The sequence below is a fragment of the Aeromonas sp. s11 genome (assembly GCF_040907945.1).
Taxonomy (GTDB): domain Bacteria; phylum Pseudomonadota; class Gammaproteobacteria; order Enterobacterales; family Aeromonadaceae; genus Aeromonas; species Aeromonas veronii.
Genome location: NZ_JBFOCU010000058.1, coordinates 70281 through 85353, shown reverse-complemented (window position 1 = coordinate 85353; position 15073 = coordinate 70281). Strand labels below are relative to the sequence as shown.

Below are 15073 nucleotides of genomic sequence, written 5' to 3'. Positions count from 1 at the left end.
TGCAATTCTGCTAGGCAGATCACAAAGGCAAGAGTACAATTAGCGCCCAATTTTACCCGGTGATTGAGGCGAGAATGTTAGAGAATTTACGCAATATTGCGATTATTGCGCACGTTGACCACGGCAAAACGACTCTGGTTGATAAGCTGCTGCAGCAGTCCGGCACCCTGGACCGCTCCACGGAAGGCCAGGAACGGATCATGGACTCCAATGATCTGGAACGGGAACGTGGCATCACCATTCTCGCCAAGAACACTGCGATCCGCTGGAATGACTACCGCATCAACATCGTTGATACCCCGGGTCACGCCGACTTCGGTGGTGAAGTAGAGCGCGTACTGTCCATGGTTGACTCCGTGCTGCTGCTGGTTGACGCCGTAGACGGCCCGATGCCGCAAACCCGTTTCGTGACCCAGAAAGCGTTCGCTCAGGGTCTGAAGCCGATCGTGGTCATCAACAAGGTTGACCGTCCGGGTGCTCGTCCTGACTGGGTAATGGATCAGGTATTCGACCTGTTCGACAACCTGGGCGCGACTGACGAACAGCTGGATTTCAAAGTTGTTTACGCCTCTGCACTGAACGGTTGGGCCACCATGGATCAGGACGTCGAGTCCGAGAACATGGAGCCGCTGTTCCAGGCCATCGTTGACAACGTTGAAGCGCCGAAGGCTGATGCCGAAGGTGGTTTCCAGATGCAGATCTCCCAGCTGGACTACAACTCCTACGTGGGCGTTATCGGTATCGGCCGTATCACCCGTGGTCGCGTCAAGACCAACCAGCAAGTCACCATCGTTGGTGCTGACGGCAAGACCCGTAACGGTAAAGTCGGTCAGGTGCTGGGTTACCTGGGTCTGTCCCGTACTGAAGTTACCGACGCGCAAGCGGGTGACATCATCGCTATCACCGGTCTGGGCGAGCTGAAAATCTCCGACACCATCTGTGACAACGGTGCCGTTGAAGCCCTGCCGCCGCTCTCCGTTGACGAGCCGACCGTGAACATGACCTTCCAGGTCAACACCTCACCGTTCGCCGGTAAAGAGGGCAAGTTCGTGACCTCCCGTAACATTCTGGAGCGTCTGAACCAGGAGCTGGTCCACAACGTGGCCCTGCGCGTGGAAGAGACCGATGATCCGGACAAGTTCCGTGTATCCGGTCGTGGTGAGCTGCACCTCTCCATCCTGATCGAGAACATGCGTCGCGAAGGTTACGAACTGGCTGTGTCCCGTCCGGAAGTAATCCTGCGTACTGTTGATGGCGTTCTGCAAGAACCGTTCGAAACCGTAACTGTGGACGTTGAAGAAGCGCACCAGGGTTCCGTGATGGAGCAACTGGGTCTGCGTAAAGGCGAAATGACCAACATGACCCCGGATGGCAAGGGTCGTGTCCGTCTGGACTTCATGATCCCGAGCCGTGGCCTGATCGGTTTCCAGACCGAGTTCATGACCATGACCTCAGGTACCGGTCTGCTGTACCACACCTTCGACCACTACGGTCCGCACAAGGGTGGCAGCATCGGCGAGCGTCAGAATGGTGTGCTGATCTCCAACGCAACCGGTAAGGCTCTGACCTACGCCCTGTTCGGTCTGCAAGACCGTGGTCGTCTGTTCATCGGTCACGCGACCGAAGTGTACGAAGGCCAGGTGATCGGTATTCACTCCCGTTCCAACGACCTGACTGTTAACTGCCTGAAAGGCAAACAGCTGACCAACATGCGTGCCTCCGGTACCGACGAAGCTCAAGTGCTGACTCCGCCGATCCGCATGACTCTGGAACAGGCTCTCGAGTTCATCGATAACGACGAACTGGTAGAAGTGACTCCGAAGAACATCCGTATCCGCAAGAAATTGCTGACCGAGCTGGATCGCAAGCGCTCTGGCCGTGGTTAATGCCATGTGCTGAGTCTCGGCAGCCCTTGCGGCCGCTGACGGTTCACTGATAAACGGACCCAAACCTCTGGTTTGGGTTCGTTTTTTTATGCCAGTGATCCGCTCTGTCCATCCTGATGAGCTCGTTCAGGCTATCCGGTAATGGGGCTGATGAGCGTTGAGCGAAGGTCGTGGGGATAGGTGAGATAAAAAAGCCGCAGCGGATGAACGCTGCGGCTTTTTGCTGGCTTGCAGTAAGGGATTACTGGCGCCAGAAGGAGGGGAAGAAGAGCACTGCGACCGTCAGGATCTCCAGTCGTCCCAGCAGCATGCCGAATGACAGCAGCCATTTGGCCGATTCCGGCAGGCTGGCAAAGTTGGTGCTGGGGCCGACCACCGGGCCCATGCCCGGGCCAACGTTGGCAACGGCGGTGATGGAGCTGGATATGGCTGTCAGGGGGTCAAGCCCGATGGCGCCCAGCAGTGCGGCTATCACCAGAATGATGGCGAAGTAGGCTAGTACGAAGGAGATCATCGAGCGGATGATGGCGTCATTGACTGTCCGGCCGTTGTACTTCTGGGGGAATACGGCAGAGGGGTGCATCAGCTGGCGCATCTGCTTTCTGAACAGGGCGAATGCCACCTGTACCCGGAAGATCTTGAGACCGCCCGCAGTAGAGCCGGAGCAGGCCCCAAGAGCCAGCAGCACGATGAAGACGATGCTGGCGAGCGGTCCCCAGGTGCCGAAGTCACCAAGGCCGTAGCCGGTGGTGGTGAGTACCGAGACGATGTTGAAGCAGCTGATGCGCAGGGCATCCCAGAAGCCGAACAGATCTCTCTCCCACAGATAGAAGGTCATGATGACGGTGACCCACACCACCAGCCAGAAGAAGCCGCGCACCTGGGCATCCTTGAACAGGCTGTAGTCCCTGTGGTTGAGGCTCTGCACATAGAGCAGGAAGGGCAGGCCGCCGAGGAACATGAACAGGGTGCCAATCCAGTGTGCCGAGTTGGAGAAGTGGGACATGGATTGATCGGAGGTGGAGTAGCCGCCGGTACTGAGAGTGGTCATGGCGTGGTTGATCGCCTCGAACATGTTCATGCCGCTGGCCCAGTAGGCCATAAAGCAGAGCATGGAGAGCACCAGATAGACCACGACGATATTGTTGGCCACCGTCTTGGCACGCGGGGCGCTTTTGTCCGACCAGTCCGAGCTCTCGGTCTGGAACAGCTTCATGCCGCCGACGTTGAGGTAGGGCAGCACGGCTACCGCCATCACGATAAAGCCGACCCCTCCCAGCCACTGCAGGATGGATCGCCACAACAGGATGCTGTGGGCCATGTTGTCGAGGCCGGAGAGCACGGTGGAGCCCGTGGTGGTCACCCCGGACATGGTCTCGAAATAGGCATCGGTGAAGTTGATGTGGGTGATGAAGACAAAGGGCAGGGCGCCGAAGATGCAGGCCACCACCCAGACCGAGGTGGTGAGCAGGAACATCTCCCGCACCCCCAGATGAAACTCCGCCTTGCGACCGTAGTGGAGGCAGAGCAGGGCAGCGCCGTGGGTGATCAGCACGGACTTGAGAAACTCGACAAATCCCTCTGACCCGGTGAGCAGTGCCAGCAAGGTGGGCAGCCACATGAAGAGCGCCAGCTTGGAGAGCACCAGCCCGAGGGTGAAGATAATGGGACGCAGCTTGATCATGTTCGATAACCTGGTCGTTGATTAACAAAAGACCCGGACCATCCCCTTGGGGGAGCTGAGCCGGGTCTGGTTTGACAGCCTGTGCGCATGAAGACGTTACAGGAAGAAGGGGCTTGGCTGGAACAGCCGCTCCACTTCCGGGATGTACTTCTTGTCCACCAGGAACATGACCACGTGGTCATCCTGCTGGATCTTGGTGCGATCGTGGGCGATCAGCACCTCATCCCCGCGCACCACGGCACCGATGGTGGTGCCCGGCGGCAGCTTGAGCTCGCCCACCGTCTTGCTGACCACCTTGGAGGTGTTCTCATCGCCGTGGGCAATCGCCTCGATCGCCTCGGCCGCGCCGCGGCGCAGGCTGTAGACGTTGGCGATATCGGCCCGGCGCACATGGGTCAACAGCGCCGAAATGGTGGCCTGCTGCGGCGAGATGGCGATATCGATGGAGCCACCCTGCACCAGATCGACGTAGGCGCCGCGCTGGATCAGCACCATGGTCTTCTTGGCGCCCATCTTCTTGGCGAGCAGCGCCGACATGATGTTGGCCTCATCCTCGTTGGTCACGGCGATGAAGACGTCGATCTGGTCGATGTGCTCCTCGGCCAGCAGCTCCTGATCCGCCGCATCGCCGCAGAAGACGATGGTGTTCTCCAGCAGTTCGGAGAGCTGCTCCGCCCGCTTCTGGTTGCGCTCGATGAGCTTGACGCTGTAGCGCTTCTCCAGCTGGCGGGCGAGACCGGCGCCGATGTTGCCACCACCGACGATCATGATGCGACGGTAGGGGCTCTCGAGGCGCTGCAGCTCCGACATCACGGCACGGATATGGCCCGCGGCGGCGACGAAGAAGACCTCGTCATCCGCTTCGATGATGGTGGTACCTTGCGGACGGATCGGGCGGCCCTGACGGAAGATGGCCGCTACCCGAGTTTCGATGTTAGGCATGTGCTCGCGCAGGGTCGAGAGGGCGTTACCCACCAGCGGGCCACCGTAGTAGGCCTTGACCGCGACCAGACCGACGCGGCCACCTGCAAAATCAACCACTTGCAGGGCGCCCGGATATTCGATCAGGCGACGTACATAGTCGGTCACCAACTGCTCCGGCGCGATCAGGTGATCCACCGGCACCGATTCCGGCAGGAACAGGCGATCCCGCTCGGTCAGATAGGCCGGCGAGCGGATCCGTGCCACCTTGTTCGGGGTGTTGAACAGGGAGTAGGCCACCTGACAGGCGATCATGTTGGTCTCGTCACTGTTGGTGACGGCGACCAGCATGTCGGCATCCTGAGCACCCGCTTCGCGCAGCACCTTGGGGTGGGCGCCGTGACCGTTGACCACCCGCAGGTCAAACTTGTCCTGCAGTTCGCGCAGGCGTTCGCTGTCGGTGTCGACGATGGTGATGTCGTTGTTCTCCCCGGCCAGGTTCTCGGCCAGAGTGCCGCCGACCTGGCCGGCTCCCAAAATGATGATTTTCATAGGGAACGTCTACTCACGTTGATGCTGTAAAGGGGAGCGCCAGAACGGAGCTGGCGGCTCTCCCGAATGAGGTTTGTCATGCCCGGTTCAGAGCTTGACCAGTTTGGCGTAGTAGAAGCCATCCATCTCGGCTTCACCCGGCAGGAACTGGCGACCCGGGCAGTCCGGGGTGTCCTGTTCGTGCAACGGTACCAATTTGGCATCTTTGGTCGCGGCAAGGAAGGCGCGGATCTGTTCGCGGTTCTCTTCCGGCAGGACAGAGCAGGTGGCGTAGAGCAGGGTGCCGCCGCTCTTCAGCTTGCCCCAGAGGGCGTTCAGAATACGGCGCTGCAGCTCGGCCAGCTCGCGGATGTCCTGATCACGGCGCAGCCACTTGATGTCGGGGTGGCGGCGGATCACGCCGGTGGCGGAGCAGGGGGCATCCAGCAGGATGCGGTCGAACTGGCCCTCCGGCCACCACTGTTCCGGCGCCGCGGCATCGCCATGGATCACCTTGGCGCTCAGGCCGATGCGGTCCAGGTTCTCCTGCACCCGCTTGAGGCGGTTTTCGTCGGCATCGACGGCAACCACGCCAGCCAGCTTGGGCTGACGCTCAAGCAGGTGGGCAGTCTTGCCGCCGGGGGCCGCGCAGGCATCCAGCACCCACTCGCCCGGTTGCGGGTCGAGCAGTGCCGCGGCCTGCTGTGCTGCACCATCCTGTACCGAGCAGTCACCGACCTCGAAGCCGGGCAGCTTGGTCACATCGCAGGGACGCTCCAGCAGGATGCAATCCTCTCCCTCTTCACCGGCCACGGCATTGATGCCGGCTTCGGCCATGCGAGCCAGCATGGCATCGCGGCTCTGGCGCTGGCTGTTGTTGCGGATCCACATGGGGGGGCGCTGGTTGTTCGCCTCCATGATGAATTCCCACTCATCGTGATAGGCCTGACGCAGGCGCTTGGTGAGCCACTCCGGATGACCGAGGCGAATGCTGGGAACGCGGTCGATGCGCAGCAGAATGACTTCGGCGCTGCGCTGGAAGTTGCGCAGCACGCCGTTGATGAGGCCACGCAGGGAGGTGCCCTTGAGCAGTTTGACGGCGTTGACGGTCTCGGCCACCGCAGCGTGAGCCGGAATGCGGGTGTAGATGAGCTGATAGAGACCGACCAGGATGAGGTAGTGGAAAATGCGGCTCTTGTTTTTGAGCGGCTTGTCCATCATCTCGTTGACTGCCGCATCGAGGCGGGGCAGCCAGCGCAGGGTGCCGTAGCAGAGTTCTTGCAGGAGAGCGCGGTCGCGAGGTGCAACCTTCTCCTGGGCAGCAGGCAGAACAGCGGAGAGGGATTGACCCTGATCCAGCACCTGTTGAATAACGAGAGCGGCCTGTGCACGTGTTTTCATAGAGTTACCTTAGATGCGCAAGTCGGGGCCTGGGCCCCGCTTGTGTCAATTCAATCCAGTTCAATTCAATTGCGTGCCGGGTTCAAACCAGTCGCGGCGAGAGTTGAGCAGATCCGAAACGGACATCGCCTTCTTGCCGGGCGGTTGCAGGGTCAGCAGGCGCAGTACCCCTTTGCCGGTCGCGATATCGATCCCCTGCTTGTCGGCCTTGAGCAGGGTGCCGGCGGGTTGGCCGTGGTCGCTGTCAATGACGGCGGCTTGCCATACCTTGACGGTCTGGTCAGCCACTTCAAACCAGCTGATGGGCCAGGGGTTGAACGAGCGGATGCAGCGTTCGATGGCAACAGCCTCCATCGACCAGTCGATGCGGGCCTCTTCCTTGGAGAGCTTTTCGGCGTAGTTGGCCAGCGCATCATCTTGCGCCTCGGCAGCGGTTTCACCGGCGGCCATGGCATTGATGGTGTCGACCAGTGCCTGCGGGCCCAGCTCGGCCAGCTTGTCATAGAGGCTGGCGGAGGTCTCGTCGGCGGCGATGGGGCAGGTCACTTTGCGGATCATGGCGCCGGTATCCAATCCCACATCCATCTGCATGATGGTGACGCCAGTTTCGGCATCGCCCGCCCAGATAGAGCGCTGGATCGGTGCGGCACCGCGCCAGCGAGGCAGCAGGGAGCCATGGACGTTGATGCAGCCCAGACGCGGGGTATCGAGCACCACCTTGGGCAGGATCAGGCCATAGGCAACTACCACCATCAGGTCGGCGCCAAGGGCGGCCAGTTCGGCTTGCGCCTCTTCCTTGCGCAGAGAGGCAGGTTGGTAAACCGGCAGGTTGTGGACCAGCGCCAGCTCTTTGACCGGGCTGGCGGTGAGCTTCTGGCCACGGCCAGCGGGCTTGTCAGGCTGGGTATAAACGGCAACGACCTCGTGGTCGGAAGACAACAACGCCGCCAGGTGACGGGCGGCGAAGTCGGGAGTACCGGCAAAAATCAGTTTCAGCTTATTCAATGGGGCAGATCCTCAGAGGACTTTGCGATCTTCACGGGCCATCTTTTCCAGCTTCTGGCGAATGCGCTGGCGCTTGAGCGGGGACAAGTAATCCACAAACAGCTTGCCGACCAGATGATCCATCTCATGCTGGATGCAGATGGCGAGCAGATCGTCCGCTTCCAGCTCGAACGGCTTGCCGTTGCGATCCAGGGCGCGGATTTTGATCTGTTCGGCGCGAGGCACCAGAGCACGGCTGCCGGGCACGGAGAGGCAACCCTCTTCAATGCCGGTGCTGCCGCACTGCTCGATGACCTCCGGATTGATCAATACCAGAGGATCTTCACGGTTTTCAGAGACATCGATCACTATGATGCGCTGGTGAATGTCGACCTGAGTCGCGGCCAGGCCAATGCCTTCCTCCGCGTACATGGTTTCGAACATATCATCTACAATCTGTTGTAACTCGGGTGTAAAGGTCTCGACAGGGGCTGCAACGGTGCGCAGGCGCTCATCGGGAAAACGCAATACATCTAGAATGGCCATAGTTTTTTCTTTAGTTTCGTATAAATGCAGTCAATATTGGCGTAATTCTAGTCATTTACGCCGACAAAAAACAGCAACACTTTGCGTACAGAAGTAACAGGGAGTGTTATGTATCTGAAGCAAACCATCCTCGCCTGCCTGCTGGTGACCGTGAGTCAGGCAGCAGTGGCCGATCAGCTGAGGCTGAAAGTGGGTTACCCCGAAAGCTATGTAGTGCAAAAAGGCGACACCCTGTGGGATATCTCCGGCAAGTATCTTTCCGAACCTTGGCTCTGGCCCCGACTCTGGAACATCAACCCGCAGATTGCCAATCCTCACTGGATCTACCCCGGTGATGTACTGCATCTGAGCTGGGTCAATGGTGAACCCCGGCTTGGCAAGGCGATGCACGGTGGCAAGCAAGTCATCCGTCTCGGCCCGAAAACCCGTTACGAGAACAAAGCCAACCCCATTCCGACCCTGCCTATCAGCGAGATAGGCCCCTTCCTGCAAACCGACCATATTCTGGCTGACAACCAGCAGCAGAAAACCTTGCCCTATCTGCTGGGGTCGGATCAGAAACATATCGGCATGCTGGAGGGGGACACCCTCTATGTACAGGGCTCCCTGACACCGGGGCAGGTCTATGGCATTTATCACCCCGGAGTGGTCTACAAGGATCGCGAAACCGGTGAACTGCTGGGCCAGGAGGCGATCTTTGCCGGTGTGGTGCGGGCCGTGGCGCGTCTTGATGGCGATCGGACCGAGGTGACTCTGACTCATAACCAGCGCGAAGTGCTGCAGGGCGACAAGGTGATGCCGCTGCCCGCTCAGGAGAACATGCCCGCCGTCTTCACACCGAAAGCGGCACCTGCCATCACGCCGGGCTATATCATCGATTTGCCGAATAAGACCCGGGGCGGTGGCAAGTTTGATGTGGTGCTGATCAACCGGGGTGGCCGCGATCAATTGGTCGCCGGGGATGTGCTGGATGTCAGACGGCCCGGTGCTGCTCTGGTCACCAAGAATGGCGATGTACAGTACAAGGAACTCTCGTCGGTTTTTAACCGGGTGTTTTACAGCAGTAACAAGAAGGCACCACTGCCCTCTGAAGCGATTGCCCGTGTCATGTTGTTCAAGGTGTATGACAAGCTGAGTTACGGTCTCATCATGCAGAGTAACGACATGGTGAGTGCGGGCTATCAGGTCACTCACTTCTGAGGTGAACTACCCCGACGCGCGTCTGGCGCTCTGGCTAACTCTCGATGCGGTCACCGGTATCGGTCCGGTGACCGCTGCACGTCTGTTGGAGCGGGCCGGGGGAAGTATTGAGACCCTGTTCCAGAGCGATGAAGCGCAACTGCATGGTATGGGGTTATCGTCAGAGCAGATCAAACAACTGCGCTGGCCCTCGCCAGTGGTTGAGCAGAGCCTGGCTTGGGCCGCTTTGCCTGACAATCTCCTTATTCCGCAAGATCACCCGATTTATCCACCCTTGTTGCGGGAAATTCCCGCGGCACCCCTGTTGCTCTACTGTCGTGGCGATCTTGCTGCGCTGTCGCTACCCCAGCTGGCAATGGTGGGGACACGCCATCCTACCTATGCAGGCAAAGATAATGCTTCCCGCCTCTGTAGCGAGCTGGTTGGATGCGGGTTAGCGATCACCTCGGGCCTTGCGCTCGGTATCGATGGTGTTTGCCATCAGCAAGCGCTGGCTTGTAGCGGTATCACCCTTGCCGTGTTGGGTTCCGGGCTGGATTGCCTCTACCCCAAACGCCATCAGGGGCTGGCTGGTCAGATTCTGGAGAGCGGTGGTTTGCTTATCTCCGAGCTGGCGCCGGATAAAGGACCGCTGGCTGAACATTTTCCTCGTCGCAACCGTATTATCAGTGGTCTGTCGCTGGGAACTCTGGTGGTGGAGGCGACCGAGCAGAGCGGTTCGCTGATCACCGCCCGCTATGCGCTTGAACAGGGGCGTGAAGTCTTTGCGGTACCCGGCGCCCCGCAAAATGCCCAGGCGATAGGGTGCAACAGATTAATTCAGCAGGGGGCCAAACTTGTGCTGAGTGCGGCCGATATAGTGGAAGAGCTGCCAGAGTGGGTCGCACGGCCAGATCCGTCGGTTACATCATCTGAGCAACCGCATAATAGCGAATTGCCTTATGCCGATTTGTTGGATAACGTAGATTATGAGACCACGAGCGTGGATACCGTTGCCGAGCGGGCCCAGCTTCCTGTCGAAGTGGTATTGGGCAGGTTGGTAGAGCTGGAGCTGGCCGGTGCAGTGATGGCGGTAGCCGGTGGATACGTCAGAGCGAGGAGGGCGAATCATGTTTGATGTATTGATGTACCTTTTCGAGACCTACATCCACAGCGATGCAGATGTGATGGTCGAGCAGGATGAGCTCACCGACGAGTTGAGCCGGGCCGGTTTCGATAAAGAAGAGATCGACAAGGCACTCGACTGGCTGGAGCGGCTGGCCAATCTGCACGATAGCGAGCGGGAGGTCTATGTCACCGCCAGCGCGCAAGGCTCGATGCGTATCTATGCTCCGCAAGAGCTGGCGCGCCTGAGTACCGAGTGCCGCGGCTTCCTGCTCTTTCTGGAACAGGCTCAAGTGCTGAATGCCGAAACCCGCGAGATCTGTATCGAGCGCCTGCTCGAGCTGGACAAGCCGGATATCGAGCTGGATGACCTGAAGTGGGTCGTCATGATGGTGCTGTTCAACGTACCGGGCAGTGAAAATGCCTACCAGCAGATGGAAGAGCTGGTGTTTGATGAGTCAGACGGCGTCATTCACTGACAGTCCGGTACCGCGCTGGTAGAATTCAGGCCATCTGGATTTCAAGGCGCGGCCCATGTCAAAAATCGATCATCACCTCTTTTCAGCCCACGAACATGCCTTCGAGCGCGAGCCGTGCCCGCAGTGCGGGGCCGAGCTGGTGATCCGCCAGGGCAAACATGGCCCCTTTCTTGGCTGTTCTGCCTATCCTGCCTGTGATTACATCCGCTCCCTGACGCCATCCGGCCGCGACATCGAAAAGGTGCTCGAAGGCTCTGCCTGTCCCGATTGCGGAGAGCCGCTGGCGATCAAGAAGGGGCGTTACGGTCTGTTTGTCGGTTGTACCCAGTATCCGGCCTGCCAGCATATCGAATCCCTGCAGGAGAGCGATGATACCCAGATCCTCTGCCCCGAGTGCGGCAAGGGGCATCTGGTGAGCCGTACCTCCCGCTACGGCAAGCAGTTTTACTCCTGTGATGGCTATCCCCATTGCAAATATGTGGTGAACGACAAGCCGATCCCCATGCCTTGTCCCGCGTGTGGCTGGGGCATCATGATCGAGAAAAAAGTGAGGGGAACTCTGCGTTGGGTCTGTCCGCAAAAGAAATGCGGCCACCAAAGTGAGCAGGTATAATCCCGCCGCCGCAACCGGATTGAAACGTTTTCGGTGAACTTCAACCCCCCACTTGGAGTAAGGAAATTCCCACCATGAATAAACCCTTTGTTGCCGTATTGATGGGCTCTGATTCTGATTTCCCCGTGATGCAGACCACCCTCGAGGTGCTCAAGTCATTTGATATCGCAGTGGAAGTCAAAGTCACCTCCGCGCACCGCACGCCGGCTGCGACTCATCAGTATGTGACCGATGCCGAGGCCCGTGGCTGCAAGGTCTTTATCTGTGCTGCCGGTCTGGCGGCGCATCTGGCGGGTGCCGTAGCCGGCATCACGACTCGTCCCGTGATCGGGGTGCCCATCGATGGTGGCCCGCTCAAGGGGCTGGATGCGCTGCTCTCCACCGTGCAGATGCCGGGTGGTGTACCGGTGGCGACCGTGGCGATCGGCAAAGCCGGTGCCAAGAACGCAGGTTATCTGGCAGCCCAGATGCTGGCAGTAGCCGATGATGAACTGGCGGCCAAGGTTCGGGCCGAACGCCAGAAGAATGCCGAAGAGGTGATGGCCAAGGATGCCGCCCTGCAGGCTCAACTCAAGTAAGTGAACGGGTGGCGATCCGGATGTGTCGTATTTTTCCTGTGCAACAGCAACACGTCACTTTGCCATGGTCGCCGCCATACGGATTCAACTTGCTACTAAGCGACGAGGCGGCAGCCAGGCTGCCGCATTTTTCCTATGCCAAATGAATTTGAACAGGCGGTTGCCGCCCTCCAGCAGGAAGGGGTGATCGCTTATGCGACCGAGGCCGTGTTTGGTCTGGGTTGTGATCCCGACTCCGAAGTGGCGGTGCAGCGACTGCTGGCCATCAAACAGCGTCCGGTGGAGAAGGGGTTGATCCTGATTGCTGCCGATTTGGCGCAATTGCAGGACTACATCGATCTGAGCCAACTTAGCGGTGAGCAACTGGCTCGGGTTGAAGCCAGCTGGCCCGGTCCTTTTACCTGGATCATGCCTGCCCGTGCGACGACGCCGACCTGGCTGACCGGGCAGTTCGAGACCCTGGCGGTGCGCGTGACGGCTCATCCTCAGGTGCAGGCGTTGTGTCGCGCCTTTGGCAAGCCGCTGGTCTCTACCAGCGCCAACCTGACCGGTGAGGAGCCTGCCCGTCGGGTGGCCGATATTGGTGAGCGGCTGGCAAGCAAGTTGGCCTATATCCTGCCCGGTGAAGTGGGTGGTCAAGCCAACCCCTCCGAGATCAAGGACGCTAGAACCGGCGCCATTATTCGCCCCTCCTGAGCAGGCGGATACGTCATGATTTGCCATCAATCCGCTGAGCGGTGAGCTCATCGGATTGATTTAACTATAAAAATGGACAGGGCGTTCACGATCCTGCCTGACTGGAGACAAGATGAGCAAACCGGATGTGGCCCAGGTCAAGGCCTTCCTGTTGCAGTTGCAGGACGAGATCTGCCGTGGTCTGGAACAGGCCGATGGCAGTGGACACTTTGTGGAAGATGCCTGGAGCCGTGAAGGCGGTGGCGGTGGTCGCACCCGTGTGCTGCGCCACGGTGCGGTGATCGAGCAGGGGGGCGTCAACTTCTCCCATGTCTATGGCGATGCCATGCCTGCCTCTGCTACAGCCCATCGGCCCGAGTTGGCCGGTCGCAAGTTCGAGGCGATGGGCGTGTCGCTGGTGATCCATCCGCACAACCCCTATGTGCCGACCAGCCACGCCAATGTCCGTTTCTTCATTGCCGAGAAGGAAGGCGAAGATCCCATTTGGTGGTTTGGCGGTGGCTTCGATTTGACGCCCTTCTACCCGTTTGCCGAGGATGTGCAGCACTGGCATCAGGTCTCCCATGATATCTGCCAGCCCTTTGGTGATGAGATCTACCCCGAGTTCAAATCCTGGTGCGATCGCTACTTCTTCCTCAAGCACCGCAACGAGACGCGAGGGGTGGGCGGTCTCTTCTTCGACGATCTGAATCGCTGGCCTTTTGCCGACTGCTTTGCCTTTATGCAAGCGGTAGGTCGGGGATATCTCGATGCTTACCTGCCGATCATTGAACGACGCAAGGTTCTACCCTATGGCGAGCGGGAGCGGGAGTTCCAGCTCTATCGTCGCGGCCGTTATGTGGAGTTCAATCTGGTGTATGACCGGGGCACCCTGTTCGGGTTGCAGACTGGCGGACGTACCGAGTCGATCCTGATGTCGATGCCACCGCTGGCACGTTGGGAGTATGACTGGCAGCCGGAGGCGGGCACTCCTGAAGCCTTGCTCTACACCGATTACCTCACGCCGCGAGAGTGGCTGTGACCCGAGGGGCCTTGATGGCCCCTTTTTGCTGGCCGATATTCGGCTTGTTCCCGAGTGCGAAAACCCGTTAAATCGGAATATTGCCCTCTGATGGAACTCTTTGATGGATCGTTATCTGGTTTTTGGCCACCCGGTGCGCCACAGCAAGTCCCCCTTTATTCACACCCTGTTTGCCAGACAAACCCAGCAAGAGCTGGAGTATGGGCTGGCTGAACCCGCCGTCGACGAGTTTGCCCAAACTCTGCGTGCTTTCTTTGCCCAAGGGGGCAAGGGGTGCAATGTCACCGTTCCCTTCAAGGAGCAAGCATTCACTCTGGTCGATCGCTTGAGCCCGAGGGCCAAACGGGCGGGAGCGGTCAATACCATCAAGCTGACCGATGATGGCGTGTTGCTGGGGGATAATACCGATGGCGCCGGATTGGTCGCCGATCTCAAGTCCCATGGTGTGACGCTGGCGGATAGCCGGATCCTGCTGCTGGGTGCCGGTGGCGCTGCTCGCGGTGCATTGGCGCCGCTGCTGGCTGAGTTGCCGAGCGAGCTGGTGATCGCCAACCGCACCCACACAAAAGCGCAACAGTTGGCTGCCGAATTCCACGATCTGGGGCCTGTGACTGCCCAGGCCTATGAGCAGTTGGCTGGTCCGTTCGATCTCGTTATCAATTCGACTTCTGCCAGCCTGCAAGGGGAGCTGCCGCCGTTGACTCCCGCCCTGATCCACACTGATATTGCCATCTACGACATGATGTATGGCGCCTCGGATACGGCCTTTATCAGTTGGGCCAAACAGCATGGGGCCCGTCAAACCATGGATGGACTCGGCATGCTGGTGGAACAGGCCGCCGAAGCGTTTACCGTGTGGCGCGGAATTCGTCCCGGGACTAAACAGGTATTGAGAGAGTTGAAGCGTAACTTGGGGGTGATATGAACCAGGGTATTCTGTTTCCCGACCTGATGGAGTGGCAGGCTGACGAACAGCGGGTGCGTTTTCCTGCCCAGCAGATGGGGGCGCTGATAGATTGTTACATCAGCCAGCGGCGACTGGAGAGAATGACAGGTCTGGCGCTGACGAGGGAGGATGATATCGTCAGAGCCTTTGAAAGTGTGCGTTTTGACATTGAAGATCTGGCTGAAAAACTCATTGAAGAACAAGAGTTTGCCGAAGATGGTGCTATCTACCTCTGATTTTTCAAAGTTTTTTTGTTTTGTAGCGGAACTACTTTGAAATGGCGCTGACTAACTAGATAGTTGAGGAAGTGCTAGCTAGTCACCTTTATAACTCCCCAGTATTCGTACTGGGGATTTTTTTATCTACATGAAAATAAAAGATTTTTTCTTAATCTGTAAGTTGTGAAACTAAATTACATAAATTACTTTCACTTTCTGCTGCTTTGCTGTACAGTTGTCTGCGTAGGGTACAGAGGTAAGATGT

At 58.7% G+C, this 15073-nt stretch carries 15 protein-coding genes; 10 read left to right on the top strand and 5 right to left on the bottom strand.

From position 1 onward, the window contains the following. Positions 1–74 precede the first annotated feature (74 nt). Positions 75–1886, top strand: coding sequence for a translational GTPase TypA (typA, locus tag AB5Y84_RS17050; RefSeq protein WP_005339679.1), 1812 nt, complete (start codon positions 75–77; stop codon positions 1884–1886). 241 nt (positions 1887–2127) lie between these two features. On the opposite strand, the gene AB5Y84_RS17045 is transcribed toward typA, so the two are convergent. From AB5Y84_RS17045 to def, 5 genes are all read right to left on the bottom strand, one after another. Then, positions 2128–3570, bottom strand: coding sequence for a TrkH family potassium uptake protein (locus AB5Y84_RS17045; protein ID WP_150390117.1), 1443 nt, complete (start codon positions 3568–3570; stop codon positions 2128–2130). A 96-nt stretch (positions 3571–3666) separates the two neighbouring features. Beyond that, positions 3667–5043 carry a Trk system potassium transporter TrkA gene (trkA, locus tag AB5Y84_RS17040; protein ID WP_368177431.1) on the bottom strand — a complete coding sequence of 459 codons (1377 nt, stop codon included), beginning with the start codon at positions 5041–5043 and terminating at the stop codon, positions 3667–3669. An 87-nt stretch (positions 5044–5130) separates the two neighbouring features. Then, positions 5131–6423, bottom strand: a complete 1293-nt coding sequence (rsmB, locus tag AB5Y84_RS17035; RefSeq protein WP_128834727.1) for a 16S rRNA (cytosine(967)-C(5))-methyltransferase RsmB — start codon at positions 6421–6423, stop codon at positions 5131–5133. A 60-nt stretch (positions 6424–6483) separates the two neighbouring features. Then, on the bottom strand, positions 6484–7428 hold the full coding sequence (gene fmt / locus AB5Y84_RS17030; protein ID WP_236272004.1) for a methionyl-tRNA formyltransferase: 945 nt from the start codon (positions 7426–7428) through the stop codon (positions 6484–6486). Between the two features lie 12 nt (positions 7429–7440). Continuing rightward, positions 7441–7953, bottom strand: coding sequence for a peptide deformylase (gene def / locus AB5Y84_RS17025; protein ID WP_005357510.1), 513 nt, complete (start codon positions 7951–7953; stop codon positions 7441–7443). A gap of 108 nt (positions 7954–8061) precedes the next feature. Here def and AB5Y84_RS17020 point away from each other — a divergent pair, with 108 nt between their 5' ends. From AB5Y84_RS17020 to AB5Y84_RS16980, 9 genes are all read left to right on the top strand, one after another. After that, positions 8062–9153: a LysM peptidoglycan-binding domain-containing protein gene (locus tag AB5Y84_RS17020; RefSeq protein ID WP_368177430.1), complete on the top strand. Its 1092-nt coding sequence runs from the start codon at positions 8062–8064 to the stop codon at positions 9151–9153. Position 9154: 1 nt separating this feature from the next. Then, positions 9155–10270, top strand: a complete 1116-nt coding sequence (gene dprA, locus AB5Y84_RS17015; protein WP_368177429.1) for a DNA-processing protein DprA — start codon at positions 9155–9157, stop codon at positions 10268–10270. Next, the gene (locus AB5Y84_RS17010; protein ID WP_005339699.1) at positions 10263–10736 is read left to right on the top strand and encodes a DUF494 family protein; all 474 of its coding nucleotides are present in this window, start codon (positions 10263–10265) and stop codon (positions 10734–10736) included. The genes dprA and AB5Y84_RS17010 overlap by 8 nt, the downstream gene beginning before the upstream one ends. Before the next feature lie 55 nt (positions 10737–10791). Continuing rightward, positions 10792–11349: a type I DNA topoisomerase gene (locus AB5Y84_RS17005; protein ID WP_181223191.1), complete on the top strand. Its 558-nt coding sequence runs from the start codon at positions 10792–10794 to the stop codon at positions 11347–11349. A 74-nt stretch (positions 11350–11423) separates the two neighbouring features. Further along, positions 11424–11927 (top strand): 5-(carboxyamino)imidazole ribonucleotide mutase, encoded by a 504-nt coding sequence (gene purE / locus AB5Y84_RS17000; RefSeq protein ID WP_005339704.1) that lies wholly within the window; start codon positions 11424–11426, stop codon positions 11925–11927. A 135-nt stretch (positions 11928–12062) separates the two neighbouring features. After that, positions 12063–12623 (top strand): Sua5/YciO/YrdC/YwlC family protein, encoded by a 561-nt coding sequence (locus AB5Y84_RS16995; protein ID WP_064337557.1) that lies wholly within the window; start codon positions 12063–12065, stop codon positions 12621–12623. 112 nt (positions 12624–12735) lie between these two features. After that, positions 12736–13644 (top strand): oxygen-dependent coproporphyrinogen oxidase, encoded by a 909-nt coding sequence (hemF, locus tag AB5Y84_RS16990; RefSeq protein WP_368177428.1) that lies wholly within the window; start codon positions 12736–12738, stop codon positions 13642–13644. A gap of 103 nt (positions 13645–13747) precedes the next feature. Then, positions 13748–14569, top strand: a complete 822-nt coding sequence (gene aroE, locus AB5Y84_RS16985) for a shikimate dehydrogenase (RefSeq protein ID WP_144715827.1) — start codon at positions 13748–13750, stop codon at positions 14567–14569. Next, positions 14566–14826 (top strand): DUF1488 domain-containing protein, encoded by a 261-nt coding sequence (locus AB5Y84_RS16980; protein WP_005339708.1) that lies wholly within the window; start codon positions 14566–14568, stop codon positions 14824–14826. The genes aroE and AB5Y84_RS16980 overlap by 4 nt, the downstream gene beginning before the upstream one ends. The last annotated feature ends 247 nt before the right edge of the window (positions 14827–15073 follow it).

What these genes read in the sequence shown, in the direction of transcription:
- trkA (WP_368177431.1), bottom strand. Translation starts at nt 5,043, where the DNA reads ATGAAAATCATCATTTTGGGAGCCGGCCAGGTCGGCGGCACTCTGGCC.
- AB5Y84_RS16980 (WP_005339708.1), top strand. Translation starts at nt 14,566, where the DNA reads ATGAACCAGGGTATTCTGTTTCCCGACCTGATGGAGTGGCAGGCTGAC.
- AB5Y84_RS17020 (WP_368177430.1), top strand. Translation starts at nt 8,062, where the DNA reads ATGTATCTGAAGCAAACCATCCTCGCCTGCCTGCTGGTGACCGTGAGT.
- rsmB (WP_128834727.1), bottom strand. Translation starts at nt 6,423, where the DNA reads ATGAAAACACGTGCACAGGCCGCTCTCGTTATTCAACAGGTGCTGGAT.
- typA (WP_005339679.1), top strand. Translation starts at nt 75, where the DNA reads ATGTTAGAGAATTTACGCAATATTGCGATTATTGCGCACGTTGACCAC.
- purE (WP_005339704.1), top strand. Translation starts at nt 11,424, where the DNA reads ATGAATAAACCCTTTGTTGCCGTATTGATGGGCTCTGATTCTGATTTC.
- hemF (WP_368177428.1), top strand. Translation starts at nt 12,736, where the DNA reads ATGAGCAAACCGGATGTGGCCCAGGTCAAGGCCTTCCTGTTGCAGTTG.
- def (WP_005357510.1), bottom strand. Translation starts at nt 7,953, where the DNA reads ATGGCCATTCTAGATGTATTGCGTTTTCCCGATGAGCGCCTGCGCACC.
- AB5Y84_RS17045 (WP_150390117.1), bottom strand. Translation starts at nt 3,570, where the DNA reads ATGATCAAGCTGCGTCCCATTATCTTCACCCTCGGGCTGGTGCTCTCC.
- aroE (WP_144715827.1), top strand. Translation starts at nt 13,748, where the DNA reads ATGGATCGTTATCTGGTTTTTGGCCACCCGGTGCGCCACAGCAAGTCC.
- AB5Y84_RS17010 (WP_005339699.1), top strand. Translation starts at nt 10,263, where the DNA reads ATGTTTGATGTATTGATGTACCTTTTCGAGACCTACATCCACAGCGAT.
- AB5Y84_RS17005 (WP_181223191.1), top strand. Translation starts at nt 10,792, where the DNA reads ATGTCAAAAATCGATCATCACCTCTTTTCAGCCCACGAACATGCCTTC.
- AB5Y84_RS16995 (WP_064337557.1), top strand. Translation starts at nt 12,063, where the DNA reads ATGCCAAATGAATTTGAACAGGCGGTTGCCGCCCTCCAGCAGGAAGGG.